A 17,812-nucleotide genomic window follows, 5' to 3' on the forward strand; every position below is an offset into this window, starting at 1 on the left:
CGTTAATCCGGTCGGGAAATGCGTGACGGCCACCAGATCCGCGCGCCGAGGTCCACCGCGAGCGCCGGCACCAGCAGCGACCGCACGATGATCGTGTCCAGCAACACCCCGAACGCCACGATGAACGCGATCTGGGCCAGGAACAGGATCGGCAGCACGGCCAGCGCCGCGAACGTCGCCGCCAGCACGACACCCGCGGAGGTGATCACCCCACCGGTGATGGTCAGCCCGCGCAACACGCCCTCCCGCGCGGACCCCAGCGCCCGCGTCTCCTCGCGCACCCGGGTCATCAGGAAGATGTTGTAGTCGATGCCCAGCGCCACCAGGAAGACGAACCCGAACAACGGCACCACCGGGTCCGCGCCCGGGAAGTCGAACAAACCGTTGAACACCAACGCCGACACGCCCATCGTCGCGCCGAAGGACAGCACCACGGTGGCGATGAGCAGCAACGGCGCCAACAACGACCGCAGCAGCAACGCCAACACCAGGAAGATCACCAGCAGCACGATCGGGATGATGACCAGCCGGTCCCGCTCGGACGTGTCCCGCGTGTCGAGCTGGGTCGCGGTCGGCCCACCGACCTTCGCCTCCGCGGACGGCACTTCCCGCACGGCCGTGCGCAGCCGTTGCACGGTTTCCAGCGCCGCCTCGGAGTCGGCGGGGTCCTTCAACACCACGTCCAGCCGCACCAGCCCGTCGACCTCGCCGCGCTGCTCCACAGTGGACACCCCGGCCACCTTCGCCGCGGCGGCGACCTCGGCGGCGGACCCGGCCTTGGCCAACACGATCGCGGGCGACCCGCTGCCGCCGGGGAAGTGCCGCGACAGCACCTCCTGGCCCGCCACGGACTCCACGTCGGTGAGGAACACGTCCGACTGCGCCGTCCCGGACGCCTTGAGCTGCGGCACGAACGCCACCCCGGCCAGCAGGACCAGCGTGGTGACCACCCACGTCAGCCGCGGCCGGGCGCCGACCAGGCGCGCCACCCGCGCCCAGACCCCGCCCGCCTCGGGGTGCGGCGAGCCCAGCACCGGGCGGCGCGGCCAGAACGCCGCCCGGCCCAGCAGCACCAGCACCGCGGGCAGGAACGTCACCGACGCCAGCAGCGCCGCGCCGATGCCGATGGCCGCGACCGGCCCCAACCCCTTGTTGGAGTTCAGGTCGCTGAACAGCAGGCACAGCACGCCGAGCACGACGGTGCCCGCGGACGCCGCGATCGGCTCGATCGTCGCCCGCCACGCCGTCCGCATGGCCGCGAACCGGTCCTCGGTGTCGCGCAGCTCCTCGCGGTAGCGGGAGACCAGCAGCAACGCGTAGTCCGTGGCCGCGCCGAACACCAGGATGAACAGGATGCCCTGGCTCTGGCCGTTGAGGTCGAGGACGTCGTTGTCGGCCAACAGGTACACGGCCAGGCTCGCGACGCCCAGCGCCATCACCCCGGACACCAGCACCACCAGCGGCAGCAGCGGGCTCCGGTAGACCAGCACGAGGATCGCCGCGACGACGGCCCCGGCGACCAGGAGCAGCAACCCGTCGATGCCGCCGAAGGCCTCCTTGAGGTCGGCGATCTGCGCGGCCGGGCCGGTGACCAGGACGGTCAGCCCGTCGGGCGGGTCGGCCAGCGCGGCCCGCAGGTCCTCGACGGCCTCGGCCGGGTCGGCGGCGTCGATCGCGACCACGACCTGGGCGGCCTGGTCGTCCTGGCGGGACGGGAGGACCGGTGACGCCTGGCCCGGGTAGGCGATGCCGCCCAGGTAGGCGCGGTCGGCCTCCGTCATGCCGGATGGGCGTTCGGCCACCACAATGGCGGGCAGGCTGGTCTGGTCGCCGAACCGCTTGACCTGCTCGGCGACTTCGGTGGCCTCCGCGGAGGCGGGCAGGAACGCGGTGCTGTCGTTGACCGCGACCTCGCTCAACTTGCCGGTGAACGGGCCGGAGAAGCCGCCCAGGGCGAGCCAGGCGACGGCGATCAGGGCGGGGACGACCCAACGGGCGCGCACGGGAGAATGACCTCCGGCAGTACTTGTGATTCGATCGTCGGATAGTTCGATGGTCGAAATAGTAACCGGAGGGCGGATGGCCGACAACACGACCCTGGTGCGGCTCCTCAGGCAGCTCGTCGTCGAGTCGGACCACTTCGTCGGGCTGTTCGGCGAGTGGCACGGCCTGCACCGCACGGACATGAACGCGCTGGTGCTGATCATGGACGCCGACCGGCGCGGCACCCCGCTGTCGCCGAGCAGGCTGGCCGGGGCCATGCACCTGAGCGCGTCCGCGACCACCTCCGTCCTGGACCGCCTGGAGTCCTCCGGCCACGTCCAGCGCGCCCGCAGCACCACCGACCGGCGCAAGGTCGAACTGCGGGTCAACGACAAGGCCCTGGACCTGGGCCGCCGCTTCTTCGCCCCGCTCAGCGGCGCGTACACGGCGGCGTGGGAGTCGTTCAGCGACGAGGAGAAGGCCACCATCGCCCGCTTCCTGACCGCGAGCATCGACGCGACGGTGGCCGTGCGCGGGGAGATCGCCGGCTCCCCCACCGACGGCTGAGCTGCCGTCCCACCCGGTGTGGCGGTGGCCTCACCCAGCGAATTCACCGGGCGGCGAAAAAGTGGTTACGATCGAACCGGTGAAGATCCTCTTTTCGAGCCTCGGCTCGCACGGTCACACCTATCCCTTGCTACCGCTGGCGGTCGCGGCCCGCGAGCACGGCCACGACGTCACCTTCGCCACCACCGCGGCCTTCGCCGACACGATCACGCGGCTGGGCCTGGAGCACTTCGCCGCCGGCATGGACATGCGGGAGGCGTTCGGCGAGGTGGTGGCGCGGCACGGGTCGCCGCAGCAAGCAGGCCAGGCCGAACCCCAGCTCATCGCCGAGGTGTTCGGCTCCACCCTGCCGCGCCGGTTCCACGCCGACCTCGCGCCGTTCATCGAGCGGTGGCGGCCCGACCTGGTCGTCCACGAGCTGGGCAACCCCGGCGCGGGGCTGGCGGCCCGGACCGCGGGCGTCCCGGCGGTCTGCCACGGCTTCGGGCGGATGTGGGACTCGGACGAACTCCCGTTCGTGCTCGACTCGCTGCACGGGTTCGCCGGCGAGCTGGGCGTCGAGGTCCCGGCCGACAACCCCATGCCGCTGGGCAACCCGTACCTCGACATCTGCCCGCCGTCGGTGCAGGTCAAGGCGTTCCTCGCGGCGCACGACACGATCCCGCTGCGGCCGGTGCCGTTCGCGGAACCCGGTGAGCTGCCGGACTGGGTCGTGGCGCACGAGCGGCCGTTGGTGTACCTGACGCTGGGCACGGCGTTCGGCCACGCGGACGTCCTGCGGGCCGCGATCGCCGGCCTGGCGGCGCTGGAGGGCACGCGCGTGCTCGTCGCGGCCGGGCCGACGGTCGAGGTGTCGGCGCTGGGCGACGTGCCGGACCACGTGACCGTGCTGCCGTGGGTGCCGCAGGCGGAGCTGTTGCCGCACACGGACCTCGTGGTGCACCACGGCGGCAGCGGCACGACGTTGGGCTCCTTCGCCTCCGGCGTGCCGCAGTTGCTCCTGCCGCAGGGCGCGGACCAGTTCAGCAACGCCGAGGTCGTGGCGGAGCACGGCCTGGGCGCGCGACTGCTCGGCGACGCCGTGACCGCCGAGGCGGTGACCGAGCACGCCCGCGCGCTGCTGTCCGACCCGGCGGTCCGGGAGGCCGGGCGGGCGATCGCCGCCGAGGTCGCGGCGATGCCGTCGCCGGCCGAGGTGGCGGCCTCGCTTTCCGACCACGTGCGTTGAGCCTGACCACGCGGCTCTTGGGGTGCTTGGTCTTCGCCGCGTGTTGATCGAGTGGACGCGGGCACGGATTCCTCCGGCCCGCGTTCTCCCACACCCGACCGCTTGACCGCCGGCTGGGCTCGCTGCGCTGACGGCGAACGCGCCTGACAGCACGCCTCTCCCGAGCGCACGATGGGTTCAAGTGATCCCGGGAGGGCCGCGTGGACGAGAGCCCGTTGGACGCCTACTCGCGGATCGTGGTGGCGGTCGCGCGGGACGTGACGCCGCACGTGGCCAGTGTGCGGATGCGCCGCGGCGCGGGGTCGGCCGTGGTGTTCACCGACGACGGGTTCCTGTTGACCAACGCGCACGTCGTGGGGTCCGGGCGGGACGGGACGGCGGTGTTCGCGGACGGCAGCGAGGCGCGGTTCGACGTGGTGGGGGCGGACCCGTTGTCGGACCTGGCGGTGCTGAAGGCGCCGGACGCGCCGGCGGCGGCGGTGTTCGGCGACGCGGACGCGTTGCGGGTGGGCCAGTTGGTGATCGCCGTGGGCAACCCGTTGGGCCTGGCGGGTTCGGTGACGGCGGGCGTGGTGAGCGCGCTGGGCCGGGCGGTGCCGGTGAGCAGCGGCCGGGTCGGGCGGGTGATCGAGGACGTGATCCAGACCGACGCGGCCCTGAACCCGGGCAACTCCGGCGGCGCGCTGGCGAACTCGCGCGGCGAGGTGGTCGGCATCAACACGGCGTTGGCGGGCATCGGGTTGGGCCTGGCGATCCCCATGAACAGCACCACGCGACGCATCCTGTCGACGCTGATGGTCGAGGGCCGGGTGCGCCGGGCGTACCTGGGCGTGGTGGGCGTGCCCGCGCCCCTGCCCGACCCGGTGGCCGAACGGACCGGGCAGAAGGCGGGCGTGCGCCTGGTGCAGGTCGTCCCCGGCGGCCCGGCCGACCGCGCGGGCCTGCACGACGGCGACCTGGTCCTGAGCGTGGCCCGCACGCGGGTCCACGACGCGCAGGGCATCCAGCGGCAGCTGTTCGCGGAGGCCATCGGCCTGCCGCTGCCGGTGACCGTCCTGCGCAACGGCGCGATGGTGGACGTGATCGCCACCCCCACCGAACTCACGGCCTGAGGTCGACCAGCCGACTCCGCGGGCCGCCGGTGCGGCGCGCGAAGCCCGTGCGGCGGTGGGAGCCGGTGCGGCGCGCGAAGCCCGTGCGGCGCGCGAAGCCGGTTCCGGCTCGGGTGTCAGACCACCAGGTCGGTCAGCAGCACGAACACCAGGCCGGTCACGGAGATCACCGTCTCCATCAGCGACCACGTCTTCACGTTCTGCCCCACCGGACCACGCTGCCCTTCGCCAGGACGATGTCGGCCAGCGCCTTGCCGATCATCAGCACGACCGGCAGCAGGACGGTCGCCGGCGTGGCGCCGAAGCCCGGCTTGGGCCGGTCCGGACGCTCGTCCGCCTCGAACAGCTCCGGCGCCGGCACGTCCACCCAGCGGGCGGCGTAGCGGGCGAACAGCGGGCCGGCGATGGCGCCCGTGGGCAGCGCGATCAGGACGCCCAGGCCCAGGGTGATGCCGAGTCGGCCTTCAGCGCGTTCACCGCGACCAGCGGACCGGGGTGCGGCGGGACAACGGCGAGGGTCATGTCGGCAGTCCTTCCGCGACGGCGAGGCAGGAGGTGACCAGGCTCACCGGCATGAAGTGGCCGGGCCGGGCGGCGACGCGGGCGCGCACCACGTCCGGGTCGCCCGCGAGGTGCACGAACACCGCGGGCGCGGCGGCGCGCAACCGGTCGCGGAACGCCCGTTTCAACGCCGAGCAGGTGACCACGCCCCCGTCGGCGTGGTCGGCCAGCCACGCGGCGATCGCGGCCAGCCACGGGGCGCGGTCGGCGTCGTCCAGGGGCGTGCCGGCGGCCATCTTGGCGATGTTGGCGGGTGGGTGGAAGTCGTCGGCGTCGGCGAACGGCACGCCCAGGCGGCGAGCGAGCGCGGTGCCCAGGGTCGTCTTGCGGGGGCGGCGTGTTGGCGGGGGCGGCGTGTCTCGGAGGGGTCGCGTAACGGTCGGCTAGATCGGCACGACCCCGAGGTATGCGGATCCTGTTCGCCACCACGGCGAACATCGGCCACTTCGGACCGATGACGCCGTTCGCCCGAGCCTGCGCCGCCGCCGGGCACGAGGTCCGGGTCGCCGCGCCCGCGTCGTTCGCGTCGACGGTCTCCCGCGCGGGCCTGCCGCACGCGCCGCTCGCCGAGCCCGCTCCCGGCGAGCACGGGCCGATCTTCGCGCGGCTGCCCGGCCTGCCGCGCCTGGAGGCCGACCGGGTCGTCGTCAACGAGGTCTTCGCGGGCATCGACGCCCGCGCCGCCCTGCCCGCCATGCGGGCCCTGGTCGAGGAGTTCCGGCCGGACCTGGTCGTGCGGGAGTTCGCCGAGTTCGCGTCGTTCGCGGTCGCGACCGGGGCGGGCGTGCCGCACGTCGAGGTCGCGATCGGGTTGGCGGAAGCCAGCGCCGTGGCGTTCGGGATGCTCGACGACGCCACCCTGGACCAGCTCGGCTGCACCGGCGACGGCCTGCTCACCGCGCCGCTGATGACGGTCGTGCCGCAGTCGATGGAGGCCGGGCCGCAGTCGATGGAGGGCGGGCCGCCCGACCGGCCCGTGCACCGGTTCAGCCACCCGGTCCCGTCCGCGACGGCCCCGCCGCCGAACGTCCCCGGCACCGGCCCGCTGGTGTACGCGAGCTTCGGCACGGTCGCCGCCGCCCTGCCCCCGTTCGCGGGGGCCTACCGGTCCCTGGTCGACGCGCTGGCCGCGCGCCGGGTGCGGGCGCTGGTCACCGTCGGCGAAGCGGGCGACACCTCACTGTCCACAGTGGATCATGTGCGGGTGGAGCGGTTCGTGCCGCAGGCGGACGTGATGCCGCACGCCTCCGCCGCCATCGGCCACGGCGGTTTCGGCACCACCATGACCGCCCTGGCGGCCGGGGTCCCGACCGTCGTCGCACCGCTGTTCTCGCTGGACCAGTTCCTCAACGCCGACGCCGTGACCCGGTCGGGCGCGGGCGTGGCGGTGCCGTCGCCTGCGGAGGTGGGCGAGGCGCTGGACCGCGTGCTGGCCGACCCGTCCTACGCGACCGCGGCGCGCCGGCTGGCCGACGAGATGGCCGCCCTGCCGCCGGTGTCGGAAAGCGTGGAGGTGCTCACGCGGGCGGCTCGGTGACGAGGTCCGGCGGGTTCCGTTCGCGGGCGGGCGCTGCCGTGCTCGTCGGTCCGGGGCTGTCCGCATCGTAGCGGCTTGACCACATCTTGTTGCCGCGTAACGGTTTCCCCCGCACGAGCCGATGGACAAACCAAAGCGGACCGGGAAGGGGGCCGCGATGAGACTGCGCCCCAGGCTGAAGACAGCTCTGCTCACCCTCGCCCTGCTGGCGCCCGCCGTGGTCGCGGTGCCGGCCGCGCACGCGGCGGTGCTGCCGCCGAACTTCAGCGACCGGGTGGTGTTCAGCGGGCTCACCAACCCCACCGCCGTGCGGTTCGCCGACGACGGTCGGGTGTTCGTCGCGCAGAAGAACGGTGTCGTCAAGGTCTTCGACAACCTGAGCGACCCGACGCCGACCACGTTCGCCGACCTGTCCGCGAGCGTCCACGACTTCTGGGACCGCGGCCTGCTCGGCCTCGAACTGCACCCCGGGTTCCCGGCGAACCCGTACGTCTACGTCCTGTACGCCTACGACGCCCGCATCGGCGGCACCGCCCCGACCTGGGGCGACGCGTGCCCGACGCCGCCGGGTCCGACGACGGACGGCTGCCTGGTGTCGGGGCGGCTGTCCCGGCTCACCGCGAGCGGCAACACGGCCGTGAACGAGCAGGTGCTGATCAACGACTGGTGCCAGCAGTACCCGAGCCACTCCGTCGGCGCGCTCCTGTTCGGCCGCGACGGCGCGCTGTACGTCACCGGCGGCGACGGCGCGAGCTTCAACAACGTCGACTACGGCCAGTACGGCAACTTCTACGCGGGCAACCAGGCCAACCCGTGCGGCGACCCGCCCGGCAGCGTCGGCACCGCGCTGACCTCGCCGAGCGCGCAGGGTGGCGCGCTGCGCAGCCAGAGCCCGCGGCGCACGCCCGTGACGCTGGACGGCGCGGTCCTGCGGCTGGACCCCGCGACCGGGCAGGGCCTGCCGGACAACCCGTTCGCGTCCTCCGCCGACCCGAACCTGCGCCGGGTCGTCGGCTACGGCCTGCGCAACCCGTTCCGCATGACCCAGCGGCCGGGCAGCGACGAGCTGTGGATCGGCGACGTCGGCTGGGGCGGCTGGGAGGAGATCAACCGGCTCGTCCCCGGTGGCGGGCGGAACTTCGGGTGGCCGTGCTACGAAGGTGCGGCGCGGCAGAGCGGTTATGAGGGCGCAGGGCTGACGATGTGCGCGCAGCTCTACAACACGCCGGGATCGGTTGCTGCGCCTTATTACGCCTACAGCCACAACGCGTGCGTCGTGAGCTACACCGGGTGCCGCACCGGCAGCTCGTCCATCACCGGTATCGCGTTCTACAACGGCGGCTCGTACCCGGCGGCGTACAACGGGGCGTTGTTCTTCGGCGACCACAGCCGCAACGAGATCTGGGCGATGATGCCGGGCGCGAACGGCCTGCCCGACCCCGCGCAGCGGCAGTGCCTGGTGTGCGTGGACTCGTCGGGTGGCGGCGCCGGGCACCCGGTGGACCTGGAGATCGGGCCGGGCGGCGACCTGTTCTACGTGAACATGGACAACGGGACCATCCACCACATCGTCCACACGGCGGCGAACCAGTCCCCGACCGCGCGCGTCTCGGCCAACCCGACCAGCGGCAGCGCGCCCCTGACGGTGAACTTCAGCGGGACGGCGTCCACCGATCCGGAGGGCGGCGCGCTGACCTACAGCTGGGACCTGGACGGGAACGGCACTTTCGGTGACGCCACGGGTGCGACGACGTCTCGTACGTACACGACGGCCGGGACGTACACGCCCGCGTTGAGGGTGACCGATCCGCAAGGGGCGACGGGGACGGCGACGGTGACCATCACGGTCGGCAACACGCCGCCGTCGCCGGTGATCGACGCGCCGTCGGGTGCGGTGCGGTGGAAGGTCGGAGACGTTGTTGCTTTTTCCGGGCGGGCGGGTGACGCCCAGGACGGGGCCGTGCCGGCGGCCGGGTTGAGTTGGACGTTGCTGGTGGACCACTGCTTCTCGGCGGCGGACTGCCACGAGCACGTGGTGCAGACGTTCAACGGTGTCGCGAGTGGACAGTTCACCGCGCCGGACCACCAGTACCCGTCTTCGCTGCGGTTGCGGTTGACGGCGACGGACTCGCAGGGGTTGAGCGCGTCGACCACGGTCCGGTTGGAGCCGCAGACCGTGCTGTTGACGTTCAAGACCAACCCGGGCGGGTTGCGGTTGTCGGGGTTGGGGTTCAACGAGTCGGCTCGGACGACGCCGTTCTCGGTGACCGTGATCGTGGGGTCGGCCAACTCGGTCAGCGCGCCTGAGTCGCAGGTGGTGAACCGGTCGACTTACACGTTCTCGTCCTGGTCGGATGGTGGGGCCAAGGAGCACACCATCATCGCTCCTTCTGTTCCTACTACTTATACCGCTTACTACCGGAAACGCTGAACGCGCTGGGGCGCTGTCGAGAGCGAAGAGCTGAAAGCGAAGAGCGAAAGCGAAGAGCGAAAGCGAAGAGCGAAAGCGAAGAGCGAAGAGCGAAGAGCGAAAAGCGGCGCTCGCCGCGCGGCAGGCCCCCGGGGGGGGTGGAAGGGCGTCGGTTCGTTCCCCGTACGGCCTGCCGGAGGCAACCACCCTTTGGTCTTCTGCGCAACCGGTGAAGCGTGGTTGCACAGAAGACCAAAGCGTGGTTGGGCTGCGCCCAGGCCGTACGGGGAACGAACCGAGGCCCTTCCTGTGGCTTGGCAGCCCTTCGAAGAGCAGTGGGGCCGACCGCTTGGCGGCCGGCCCCACTGGGACGTGCGACTACTCGGAAACCATCATTACAGCGTCAGGCTCCAGGAGTCGATGTTGCCCGTGTCGTAGCGGGCGACGTCCTGGACTCGCAGGGACCACGTGCCGTTGCGGGCCTCGGAGGACAGGTTGGTCGTGTACGTCGCGTCCACGTTGTCCGCGCTGTCGCTGCCGCTGGTGTTCTTCAGGCGGTAGGCCGTGCCGTCCGGGGCCACCAGGTCGATGACCACGTCACCGCGCCACGTGTGCTTGATGTGCACCTCGACCTTGGAGGTGGCCGAGGCGTTGCCCGTGCAGCCCGACACCGTGATGGTGCTGGTCACGGCCGCGCCCGCGTCCGGGATGGCGACGTCGGTGCCGTTGGTCTGCGTGGCGCAGCCGGCCGTGCCGACGGTCCAGGTGAACGTGGTGCTGCCGGAGCCGCCGGCGCTGGCCGTGGCGGTCGCGGTCACGGTGTAGGTGCCGGCCGTGGTCGCGGTGCCGGTGATCTGGCCGGTGGACGCGCCGATGGTCAGGCCCGCCGGGAGGCCGGTGGCCGACCACGTGTACGGGGCGGTGCCGCCGGTCGCGGTCAGCTGGAGGTTCGCGGTGCCGCCGACGGCCGTGGTCTGGTTGCCGGGGTTGGCCACCGAGACGCCCGTGGTGCCGCCGTTGACGCGCAGCAGGCGGTTCGGGGTGCTCGCGCCCGGGTTGGTGACCTTGTTCGGGGTCGCCTGGGCGAGGATCGCGCTGTGCACCTCGGCCGGGGTCTTGGTCGGGTTGGCCGCCAGGTAGAGCGCGACCGCGCCGGCCACGTGCGGCGAGGCCATCGACGTGCCGCTCATCGTCGCCGAGCCCGTGTTGTTCGAGTACGACGCCGACACGATGTTGGAGCCCGGCGCGAAGATGTCGGTGCAGGTGCCGTAGCTGGAGAACGAGGACCGGGCGTCGGTGTTGGTGGTCGAGCCGACGTTGATGGTCTCGGTGACGCGCTGCGGCGAGTACTTGCACGAGTCGTCGTTGAAGTTGCCCGCCGCGACGACGTAGGACACGCCCTTGGCGATCGAGGCGCGCACGGCGTCGTCGAGCACGCGGCTGGGTTCGTTCGCGGTGCCGGTGTAGAGGCTCATGTTGGCCACGGCCGGGAACACCGCGTTCGCGGTCACCCAGTCGACGCCGGCCGCCTCGGTGGACACCGAGCCGCCGCCCTGGCAGTTGAGCACGCGCACGGCCTTGAGGTTGACCTTCTTGGCCAGGCCGTAGGACGCGCCGCCGACGGTGCCCGCGACGTGCGTGCCGTGGCCCTGGCAGTCCTTGCCGTTCTGGCCGTCGTTGAACGCGTCGAAGCCGAACGTCGCGCGCCCGCCGAAGTCGCTGTGGTTGTAGTTGATGCCGGTGTCGATGATGTAGGCGGTGACGTTGGACGCCTCGGTGCCGTAGCTGTACTTCTGGTTCAGCGGCAGGTCCGCCTGGTCGACGCGGTCCAGGCCCCACGACGGCGGGTTGAGCTGGTCGGCCAGCACCTGGACGGTGCGGTCCTGCTCCACGTAGGACACGGCCGGGTCGGCGGCCAGGCGCTTGGCCTGCTTGGCCGACAGGGTGACCGAGAAGCCCTTCATGGCGGCGCGGTAGGTGAAGCCGACCTTGCCGCCGTAGCGGCCGGTCAGCTCGGCGACCTTGCCGCTGACGTCGGACTGGGCGAGCCCGTTGTCCTTGAGCACGACGATGTAGCTGTCCGCGACCGCGTTCGGCGCGCTCTCGGCGACGATCGGGCCTTCGGGCGCGGCGGTGGCCGCGCCGGGCAGGACGAACGCGGTGGCGACGGCGGTGGTGACCGCCAGTCCCAGGCCGAGTGTTCGTCCGGGCAGGGTTCGGTCTCGCATCACTGCTCCTCGATGCAGGGCGCCCGGGGAGCGGCCAGCCCTCGATGGCCCTTCGTGTCCCGGGCGGTGTGAGGTGTCCTGGTCGGACGTGCCGAGTATTTGGGGCCGTCGGCGCGCCGGACAAGATACTTTCGTACTGTTCCGGCGCGCCGTGCCCGGTCGCCCGCCCGTCGGGAGCGGTGCGCGCGTTGGGGGGCTCGCCGGTCGGCCGTGCGGTTCGCCCAGGTCATCGGGCGTGCCCGAGGCCTCGGTCGCGCGCCTCGGATCCGCGCCCACTAGGCTCCGCGCATGGCGAGGTACTTCGACGTGCACCCGGTCAACCCCCAGCGCAGGTCCATCGACCAGGCGGTGGAGCTGATCCGGTCCGACGGCTTGATCGCCTACCCCACGGACTCCTGCTACGCGCTGGGCTGCCGGCTGGGCAACAAGGAGGGCCTGGACCGCATCCGCCAGATCCGCCACCTCGACGACCGCCACCACTTCACCCTGATGTGCCGTGACTTCGCCCAACTGGGTCAGTTCGTGCACGTCGACAACGCGGTGTTCCGCGCGATCAAGTCGGCGACGCCGGGCAGCTACACGTTCATCCTGCCGGCCACCCGCGAGGTGCCGCGCCGGCTGCTGCACCCGAAGAAGAAGACCGTGGGCGCGCGCATCCCCGACCACCCGGTGGCGCAGGCGCTGCTGGAGCAGCTCGGCGAGCCGATGCTGTCCTCCACCCTCCTGCTGCCCGACCAGGACGAACCGCTGGTGCACGGCTGGGAGATCAAGGACCGCCTGGACAACGTGGTCGACGCAGTCCTCGACTCGGGCGACTGCGGCACCGAACCCACGACCGTCGTGGACTTCTCCAGCGGTGAGCCGGAGATCGTGCGGCGCGGCGCGGGTGACCCGGGTCGGTTCGAGTAACGCGCCGGTCAGGCGCCCCGCCAGAAGTGCGAACCCCTCCGCCACCACGACCATCGGTGCCGGAGGGGTCGCTGTCCGCCGCGGTTTCTAAGGGGCCAGGCCCAGTCCGAAGAAGTGCATGTCGGCGTTGGCGGGCAGGGTCACCGTGTCCACGGTCTTCGCCGGGTCGATCGCGGCCGAGTGGGCGAAGACCGTGTAGCGGTAGGCCGTGTCGCCGTAGCCGCTCTGCCGGTTGCGGCCCACGACCGTGGCGACGGCGGTCGCGCCGCCGGCGGCCGGTTGCGTCCAGTTCGGGAACGCGATCGTGCCACGCGCGGTCGTGCCGTCGGTGTAGCGGACGACCAGGTCGCCGCCGGGCAGCGTCCCGATGCCGGAACCCAGCACCACCACCCGGCTTCCCCTGCCCGACAGGCGGATGACCTGCCCGGCTCCGCGCGCGTTGTTGCGCACGCCGACGCCGGTGGGCCAGGTGATCGACGCGCCCAACGCCGTGACGGTGGCACCGGGCGCCAGGCCGGCGGCGGTGAGCTTGTCGGCGGAGAAGCTGTTGCCGTCGCCGTCGAAGTCGCCCGGGGTGGTGTTGTTCTCGTGGGTGGTGCCGACGTTGTCGAACGCCGCCGCCAGGTTGGCCAGCGGGGACGTGCCGCCCCCGCCGGGCATGTCGGTCTCGGGCGAGTCCAGGCCGGGGCGCGGGCGCGACCAGTCGCCGCGGGTGAAGTCCGGCACCGCCACCGCCGCGCCGCCGGCGTCCAGGGACAGCACGCTCAACGGGATCGGCGCGCACCACGCCGCCGAGTCGTAGACGTCGATGTCGGGCACCAGGCCGGACCGCATGAGCTGCACCGTGCGCCACTGCATGATGCCGTCCATGCCGCCGTGCCCGCCGACCCCGTTGGGGAACTTGCGCCACAGCCAGTGCTTGTACTGCTCGCGGAACGTCCCGAAGTCACGCCACGAGTGGTCGGTGTGGCCCGGTTCGAAGTACACGCGCGCGCCGGACGCGGTGCCCGCGTAGTCCTCGAAGATGCCGCGCGTGCCCGCGATGCTGTTGATGCGGCTGTACGGGCGCGGTGTGCTGACGTCGTGGGCGGTGCGGATGTCGTAGCCCTTGGACGTCCTGATGTGGCACGTGACCAGGTCGCCGTTGACGTAGGTCTCGTTCCACGACGGGTGGGTGCGCGGCACGAACCGCTCGCGGTAGTCGGCCAGGCCGCGCGCCGGGGTGGCCGTCGCGCTGACCGTGGTGAACCGGTCGCCGCGGTTGATGTCCATCGCGGCGGCAACCGGGGCCAGGCCGTGCATGTGGTAGAAGCTGGCCTTGCTGCGGGTGTGCCACAGCCTGCGCCACGAGTCGGTGTAGTAGGTGTCGCTGAACAGCAGCGCCCGCAGGTCGTGCAGGTAGCCGCCGTGGCCGTTGGTGACCTCGCCGAAGACCTTCTCGTGCGACATGCGCAGCATGGCCAGCTCGTTGTTGCCGTAGCAGCAGTTCTCGGCGAGCATCAGGTGCTTGCGGGTGCGTTCGGAGGTGTCGACCAGGCTCCACAGCTCGGACAGCTCGGTCGCGATGGGCAGTTCCACCGACGCGTGCTTGCCGGCGAGCATCGCGTCCCGGCCCTGCGCGTAGTGGAACTCCCACGGCGTGGCGATGTAGACCAGGTCCACGTCGGTGCGGGCCAGCAACTGCCGGTAGGAGTCGACCGAGCCGCCGATCACGGCGGGCCGGGGGTGGCCCTGGGCGACCAGCCGGTCGGCGGTGCTCTGCGCCCGGCTGGTGCGGATGTCGCACACCGCCGTGACGACCGCGCCGGGCACCGACGCCCAGCCGGAAGCCATCGCGCCACCGCGGTTGCCGAGGCCGATCAGGCCGATGCGGACGGTGTTGTGGGCGGGGAACGGGACGTCGATCATGGTGGTCTGACCGGGCGGACGGGGCGGGTCGTCCGCGGCCGAGGCGGTCGTGGCACCGCTCATCGCGACCACACCGGTCGCTAAGGCGCCACCGAACAACGACCGCCGCGTGATGTCGGCCATGAAAGGCTCCTTGTGTCGCAGGGGTTATTTGACGGCGCCGAGCGTCATCCCTTCGACGATGCGCCGTCCGAGCCAGACGTAGAGCGCGAGCATGGGCAGGACGAGGATGCAGACGCCGGCGAACAGGGCGCCGTAGTCCGCTCCGGAGTACTGCTGGGTCTGCATGAAACCCAGCAATGCCAACGGAAGCGTTTGGAGTTCGGTGTCCTGGACGAACACCAGCGCGATGAACGTCTCGTTCCACAGGCCGATCGCGTTGAGGATCAACGCCGTGATCAGGCCGCCGCGCGCCAACGGCAGGCTGATCTGGAGGAACGTCCGCAGCGGCCCGGCGCCGTCGATCGCCGCCGCCTCCTCGACCTCTTCGGGCAGCGATCCGAAGAACGCGGTGAGCAGGAAGACGGTGAAGGGCAACGACAGCGCCACGTACAGGACGAACAGGCCGGTCAGGGAGTTGACCAGGCCGATGTTCTCCAGCATCACGAACAGCGGGATCACGATGACCTGCACCGGGATGCCGATGCCCAGGGCGAAGAACAACGCCATCGCGCCGGAGATCCGGGTTCCCGAGCGGGCCAGGGCGTAGGCGGCGGGAGCGGAGATCGCGACCAGCACCACCGCCGACCCGGCGACCAGCAGGACGGTGTTCAGCGCCGCCGCGCCGAACCCGCTGTCCGACCAGGCCTTGGCGAAGTTGCCGAACTCGCCGAACGTGGACAGCGACCAGGGCTGCGAGAAGATCGCCGTGTGGTCCCGCAGCGCGGCGATGCCCATCCAGGCCAGCACGCCGACGTTGAAGACCGCCAGCAGCCACACCAGGCCGACGCCGCCCCGGTAGAGGGGGCCGTGGCCGTGTCTAGAACTGGATTTGCGCACGGCGCATCACCCTCCGCAGCAGGACGACCAGGACACCGACCACGAGCAGCATCACGACCGCGGAGGCGGAGGCGTACCCGAACTGGTACTGGGGGTTGCGCCCGCCGAACGTGCTGCCGTAGATGAACAACGCGCTGTTCCACACCTCGACCGTGGGCATGTCGTTGGTCGTGCCGCCGAACGCGTAGATGAACTCGAAGATCTTCAACGACGAGATCGTCCAGATCACGGCGGCGGTGGCCACCACGTCCCAGGTCAGCGGGAGGGTGATGTGCCGGAACCGCTGCCACGCCGTCGCCCCGGCCAGCGCCGAGTCCTCGTACAGGTCGGCGGGGATGCGGTCGACGCCGGCCATGATGATCGTGGTGAAGAACCCGGTGTTGACCCAGATCAGGCCGATGCAGATGACCGTGAACAGGTTGTCGCCCAACCAGTTCGGCGTGCTGCCGGTGACACCGGACCACAGGGTGGTGAGCAGGCCCTCCGGGGAGCGGAACAGGAAGCCCCACAGCACCGACAGCACCACCGGGGAGACGATGTAGGGGAAGAACAGCACCGCGCGCACGAACTTGCGCCCGCGCATCTCCCGCAACACCATCGTCAACGCGAACGACACCGCGAACGTCGCCACGCCCACCACGACCAGGATCAGCATGGTGTTGACGAACGAGTCGAGGAACGTCGAGTCGTCCAGCAGGATCTCGTAGTTCTGCACGCCGCGCGGTTCGAGCGCGCCGACGCCGTCCCACTTGTGGAAGCTGATCCACACCGACGCCAGCACCGGGCCCACGAAGAACACCAGGTACAGCGCCAGGGCGGGCGCGACGAAGGGCCAGAACAGGGCGCGGCGACGACGGGCCAGCGGCGTGAGCGGTGCGGCGGACGCCCGCGCCCGCCGCACCCGACGCCCGGCGACCGCGGTCGCGGACGCAACCGCCATCAGCCGTTCTTCTTCCAGTAGTTCGCCTGCTTCTCCGCCAGCTGCGACAGGAAGCCGTCCACGTCGGTCTTGCCCTTGATGAGCTGGTCGTTGACCGGGTAGAACGCTTCCTCGGCGTAGCCGGGGATCTCGTCGATGCCGTCGATCGGGCGCGACACCGGCAGGGTCTCCAGGGCGGCGCCCAGGCCCTTGAGGTCGTCGGGCACCGGCAGGGCCGGGTTCGGGGTGAGGTTCTTCGCCGTGGTCGCGATCTTGGACAGGTGCGCGTCCTTGAGGAAGTAGGCGATGAACTTCTCCGCCGCCGCGGCCTTCTTGGCGGGCTTGGGGATCGCGAACCCGAGGTTGCTCACCGGGACGGTGGTCTTCGCGCCGGGCAGCGGGGTGAAGGTGAACTGGAAGCCCTGCGCGGCCTTCGGGCCGGTCTCGGACGGGGCCCACGAGCCCATCAGCAGGAAGTCCGCCTGGCGCTGCGCCCACTTCTCCTGCACGGCGGGCCACTTGGAGCCGTCGTAGCCGTCGATGAAGTGCTTGTCGTCCACCAGCGCCTTGACCTTGCCCAGCGCGGCGCGGACCTCGGGGGTGTCCCACGCCTTGCCGGTCTTGTCCTTGGCCAGCTCGTCGACCTTGCCCGCGCCCAGCGCCCCCTGGAGCACGCCGACGGTCCAGTAGGCGTTGTAGTACGGGATGTCGGCGTCCAGCGCGATCGGCGCGCGGCCCTCGCCCTTGGCCTTGGCGAACAGCGCGGCCAGCTCGTCCCACGACTTCGGGGCCGTGCCGGGCAGCTTGGAGCCGTCGAACCACAGGCCGTTGCCGATGATCTCGTAGGGCACGAGGAAGAACTTGCCGTCCTTCTTCAGGGTCCCGGTGTACTTGTCGGCGACGACGTCGGAGACCTTCTTGCCCGAGCCGGGCACCTCGGCCGCGTAGACCGCGCTCAGGTCGCGGAACTGGTCGGAGGCGACCAGGTTCGCGCGCACACCCGCCTCCTCCTGGTCCACCAGGTCCGGCACGTCGCCGCCGCGCAGCGCGGGCACGACCTTCTTCAGGACGTCCCGGCCCTGCCACTGGACGGTGACGTCGATGCCGGTCTCCTTCTCGAAGTCGGCGACCGCCTGCGCGAGGACCTGCGCCTGCGGCTCGTTCTCCTTCCACATCGACCAGTAGGTGAACGACTTGCCGTCGTCGCTTGCGGCGTTCCCGCCGCTACAGGCGGTCAGGGCCAGCGCGGCGGCCGTGAGGGCGGCGGCGGCGCGGAGTGGAGCAGCGGTCACGGGGCACTCCCTGAGGGGCTGTGTGGTGCACTGCACACCGGAGCGGCTGGTGAGCAATTGTGCACATACTTCCCCTCGAACGCGCACCGGTCAACAGTCAGTTGTCACCGTTTGAGCACGGTTCTAGCCAGAACAGGGTGTTCGGGATGCAAAATCATG

12 protein-coding genes and 2 pseudogenes are annotated in these 17,812 nt (G+C 71.4%); 6 read left to right on the forward strand and 8 right to left on the reverse strand.

Annotated elements, in window-relative coordinates; all coding sequences use genetic code 11:
* Positions 1-2: 2 nt before the first annotated feature.
* Positions 3-2,003, reverse strand: coding sequence for an MMPL family transporter (locus ABD126_RS16715; RefSeq protein ID WP_343934768.1), 2,001 nt, complete (start codon positions 2,001-2,003; stop codon positions 3-5).
* A gap of 76 nt (positions 2,004-2,079) precedes the next feature.
* On the opposite strand from ABD126_RS16715, the gene ABD126_RS16720 reads away from it, so the two are divergent.
* The 3 genes from ABD126_RS16720 (at position 2,080) to ABD126_RS16730 (ending at position 4,890) form a co-directional block, all read left to right on the forward strand.
* Complete coding sequence (locus ABD126_RS16720) at positions 2,080-2,550, forward strand: MarR family winged helix-turn-helix transcriptional regulator (protein ID WP_343934769.1); 471 nt, start codon at positions 2,080-2,082, stop codon at positions 2,548-2,550.
* 79 nt (positions 2,551-2,629) lie between these two features.
* Positions 2,630-3,778 carry a glycosyltransferase gene (locus tag ABD126_RS16725; protein WP_343934770.1) on the forward strand — a complete coding sequence of 383 codons (1,149 nt, stop codon included), beginning with the start codon at positions 2,630-2,632 and terminating at the stop codon, positions 3,776-3,778.
* Between the two features lie 200 nt (positions 3,779-3,978).
* The gene (locus tag ABD126_RS16730) at positions 3,979-4,890 is read left to right on the forward strand and encodes a S1C family serine protease (RefSeq protein ID WP_343934771.1); all 912 of its coding nucleotides are present in this window, start codon (positions 3,979-3,981) and stop codon (positions 4,888-4,890) included.
* Between the two features lie 193 nt (positions 4,891-5,083).
* Here ABD126_RS16730 and ABD126_RS16735 read toward each other — a convergent pair whose 3' ends face one another.
* Together ABD126_RS16735 and ABD126_RS16740 are read right to left on the reverse strand one after the other, a co-directional pair.
* Complete coding sequence (locus ABD126_RS16735) at positions 5,084-5,341, reverse strand: GntT/GntP/DsdX family permease (protein ID WP_343934962.1); 258 nt, start codon at positions 5,339-5,341, stop codon at positions 5,084-5,086.
* A gap of 76 nt (positions 5,342-5,417) precedes the next feature.
* Positions 5,418-5,768, reverse strand: a pseudogene (locus ABD126_RS16740) (gluconokinase); the annotation flags it as partial.
* A gap of 89 nt (positions 5,769-5,857) precedes the next feature.
* Here ABD126_RS16740 and ABD126_RS16745 point away from each other — a divergent pair.
* The gene (locus tag ABD126_RS16745; RefSeq protein WP_343934772.1) at positions 5,858-6,988 is read left to right on the forward strand and encodes a glycosyltransferase; all 1,131 of its coding nucleotides are present in this window, start codon (positions 5,858-5,860) and stop codon (positions 6,986-6,988) included.
* Positions 6,989-7,145: 157 nt separating this feature from the next.
* Positions 7,146-9,419, forward strand: coding sequence for a PQQ-dependent sugar dehydrogenase (locus ABD126_RS16750; RefSeq protein WP_343934773.1), 2,274 nt, complete (start codon positions 7,146-7,148; stop codon positions 9,417-9,419).
* Between the two features lie 374 nt (positions 9,420-9,793).
* On the opposite strand, the gene ABD126_RS16755 is transcribed toward ABD126_RS16750, so the two are convergent.
* On the reverse strand, positions 9,794-11,626 hold the full coding sequence (locus ABD126_RS16755; RefSeq protein ID WP_343934775.1) for a S8 family peptidase: 1,833 nt from the start codon (positions 11,624-11,626) through the stop codon (positions 9,794-9,796).
* A 288-nt stretch (positions 11,627-11,914) separates the two neighbouring features.
* Between ABD126_RS16755 and ABD126_RS16760 the strand changes: the two genes are divergently transcribed.
* Entirely contained in the window at positions 11,915-12,535 is a 621-nt protein-coding gene (locus ABD126_RS16760; RefSeq protein ID WP_343934776.1) for an L-threonylcarbamoyladenylate synthase, read from the forward strand.
* Between the two features lie 666 nt (positions 12,536-13,201).
* On the opposite strand, the pseudogene ABD126_RS16765 reads toward ABD126_RS16760, so the two are convergent.
* From ABD126_RS16765 to ABD126_RS16780, 4 genes and pseudogenes are all read right to left on the reverse strand, one after another.
* Positions 13,202-14,566, reverse strand: a pseudogene (locus ABD126_RS16765) (Gfo/Idh/MocA family protein); the annotation flags it as partial.
* A gap of 24 nt (positions 14,567-14,590) precedes the next feature.
* Complete coding sequence (locus ABD126_RS16770) at positions 14,591-15,442, reverse strand: carbohydrate ABC transporter permease (protein ID WP_343934777.1); 852 nt, start codon at positions 15,440-15,442, stop codon at positions 14,591-14,593.
* Entirely contained in the window at positions 15,423-16,382 is a 960-nt protein-coding gene (locus ABD126_RS16775; RefSeq protein ID WP_343934778.1) for a carbohydrate ABC transporter permease, read from the reverse strand. Before ABD126_RS16775 ends, ABD126_RS16770 begins: the two co-directional genes overlap by 20 nt.
* Positions 16,382-17,653 carry an ABC transporter substrate-binding protein gene (locus ABD126_RS16780; RefSeq protein ID WP_343934779.1) on the reverse strand — a complete coding sequence of 424 codons (1,272 nt, stop codon included), beginning with the start codon at positions 17,651-17,653 and terminating at the stop codon, positions 16,382-16,384. The genes ABD126_RS16775 and ABD126_RS16780 overlap by 1 nt, the downstream gene beginning before the upstream one ends.
* Between the last annotated feature and the right edge of the window lie 159 nt (positions 17,654-17,812).

The organism is Saccharothrix mutabilis subsp. mutabilis (assembly GCF_039521145.1).
In the GTDB taxonomy this organism is placed as follows: domain Bacteria; phylum Actinomycetota; class Actinomycetes; order Mycobacteriales; family Pseudonocardiaceae; genus Actinosynnema; species Actinosynnema mutabilis.

Excerpts from the sequence above, each read along its gene's own strand:
- ABD126_RS16775 (WP_343934778.1), bottom strand. The coding sequence starts at position 16,382 with ATGGCGGTTGCGTCCGCGACCGCGGTCGCCGGGCGTCGGGTGCGGCGG.
- ABD126_RS16755 (WP_343934775.1), bottom strand. The coding sequence starts at position 11,626 with ATGCGAGACCGAACCCTGCCCGGACGAACACTCGGCCTGGGACTGGCG.
- ABD126_RS16760 (WP_343934776.1), top strand. The coding sequence starts at position 11,915 with ATGGCGAGGTACTTCGACGTGCACCCGGTCAACCCCCAGCGCAGGTCC.
- ABD126_RS16750 (WP_343934773.1), top strand. The coding sequence starts at position 7,146 with ATGAGACTGCGCCCCAGGCTGAAGACAGCTCTGCTCACCCTCGCCCTG.
- ABD126_RS16745 (WP_343934772.1), top strand. The coding sequence starts at position 5,858 with ATGCGGATCCTGTTCGCCACCACGGCGAACATCGGCCACTTCGGACCG.
- ABD126_RS16720 (WP_343934769.1), top strand. The coding sequence starts at position 2,080 with ATGGCCGACAACACGACCCTGGTGCGGCTCCTCAGGCAGCTCGTCGTC.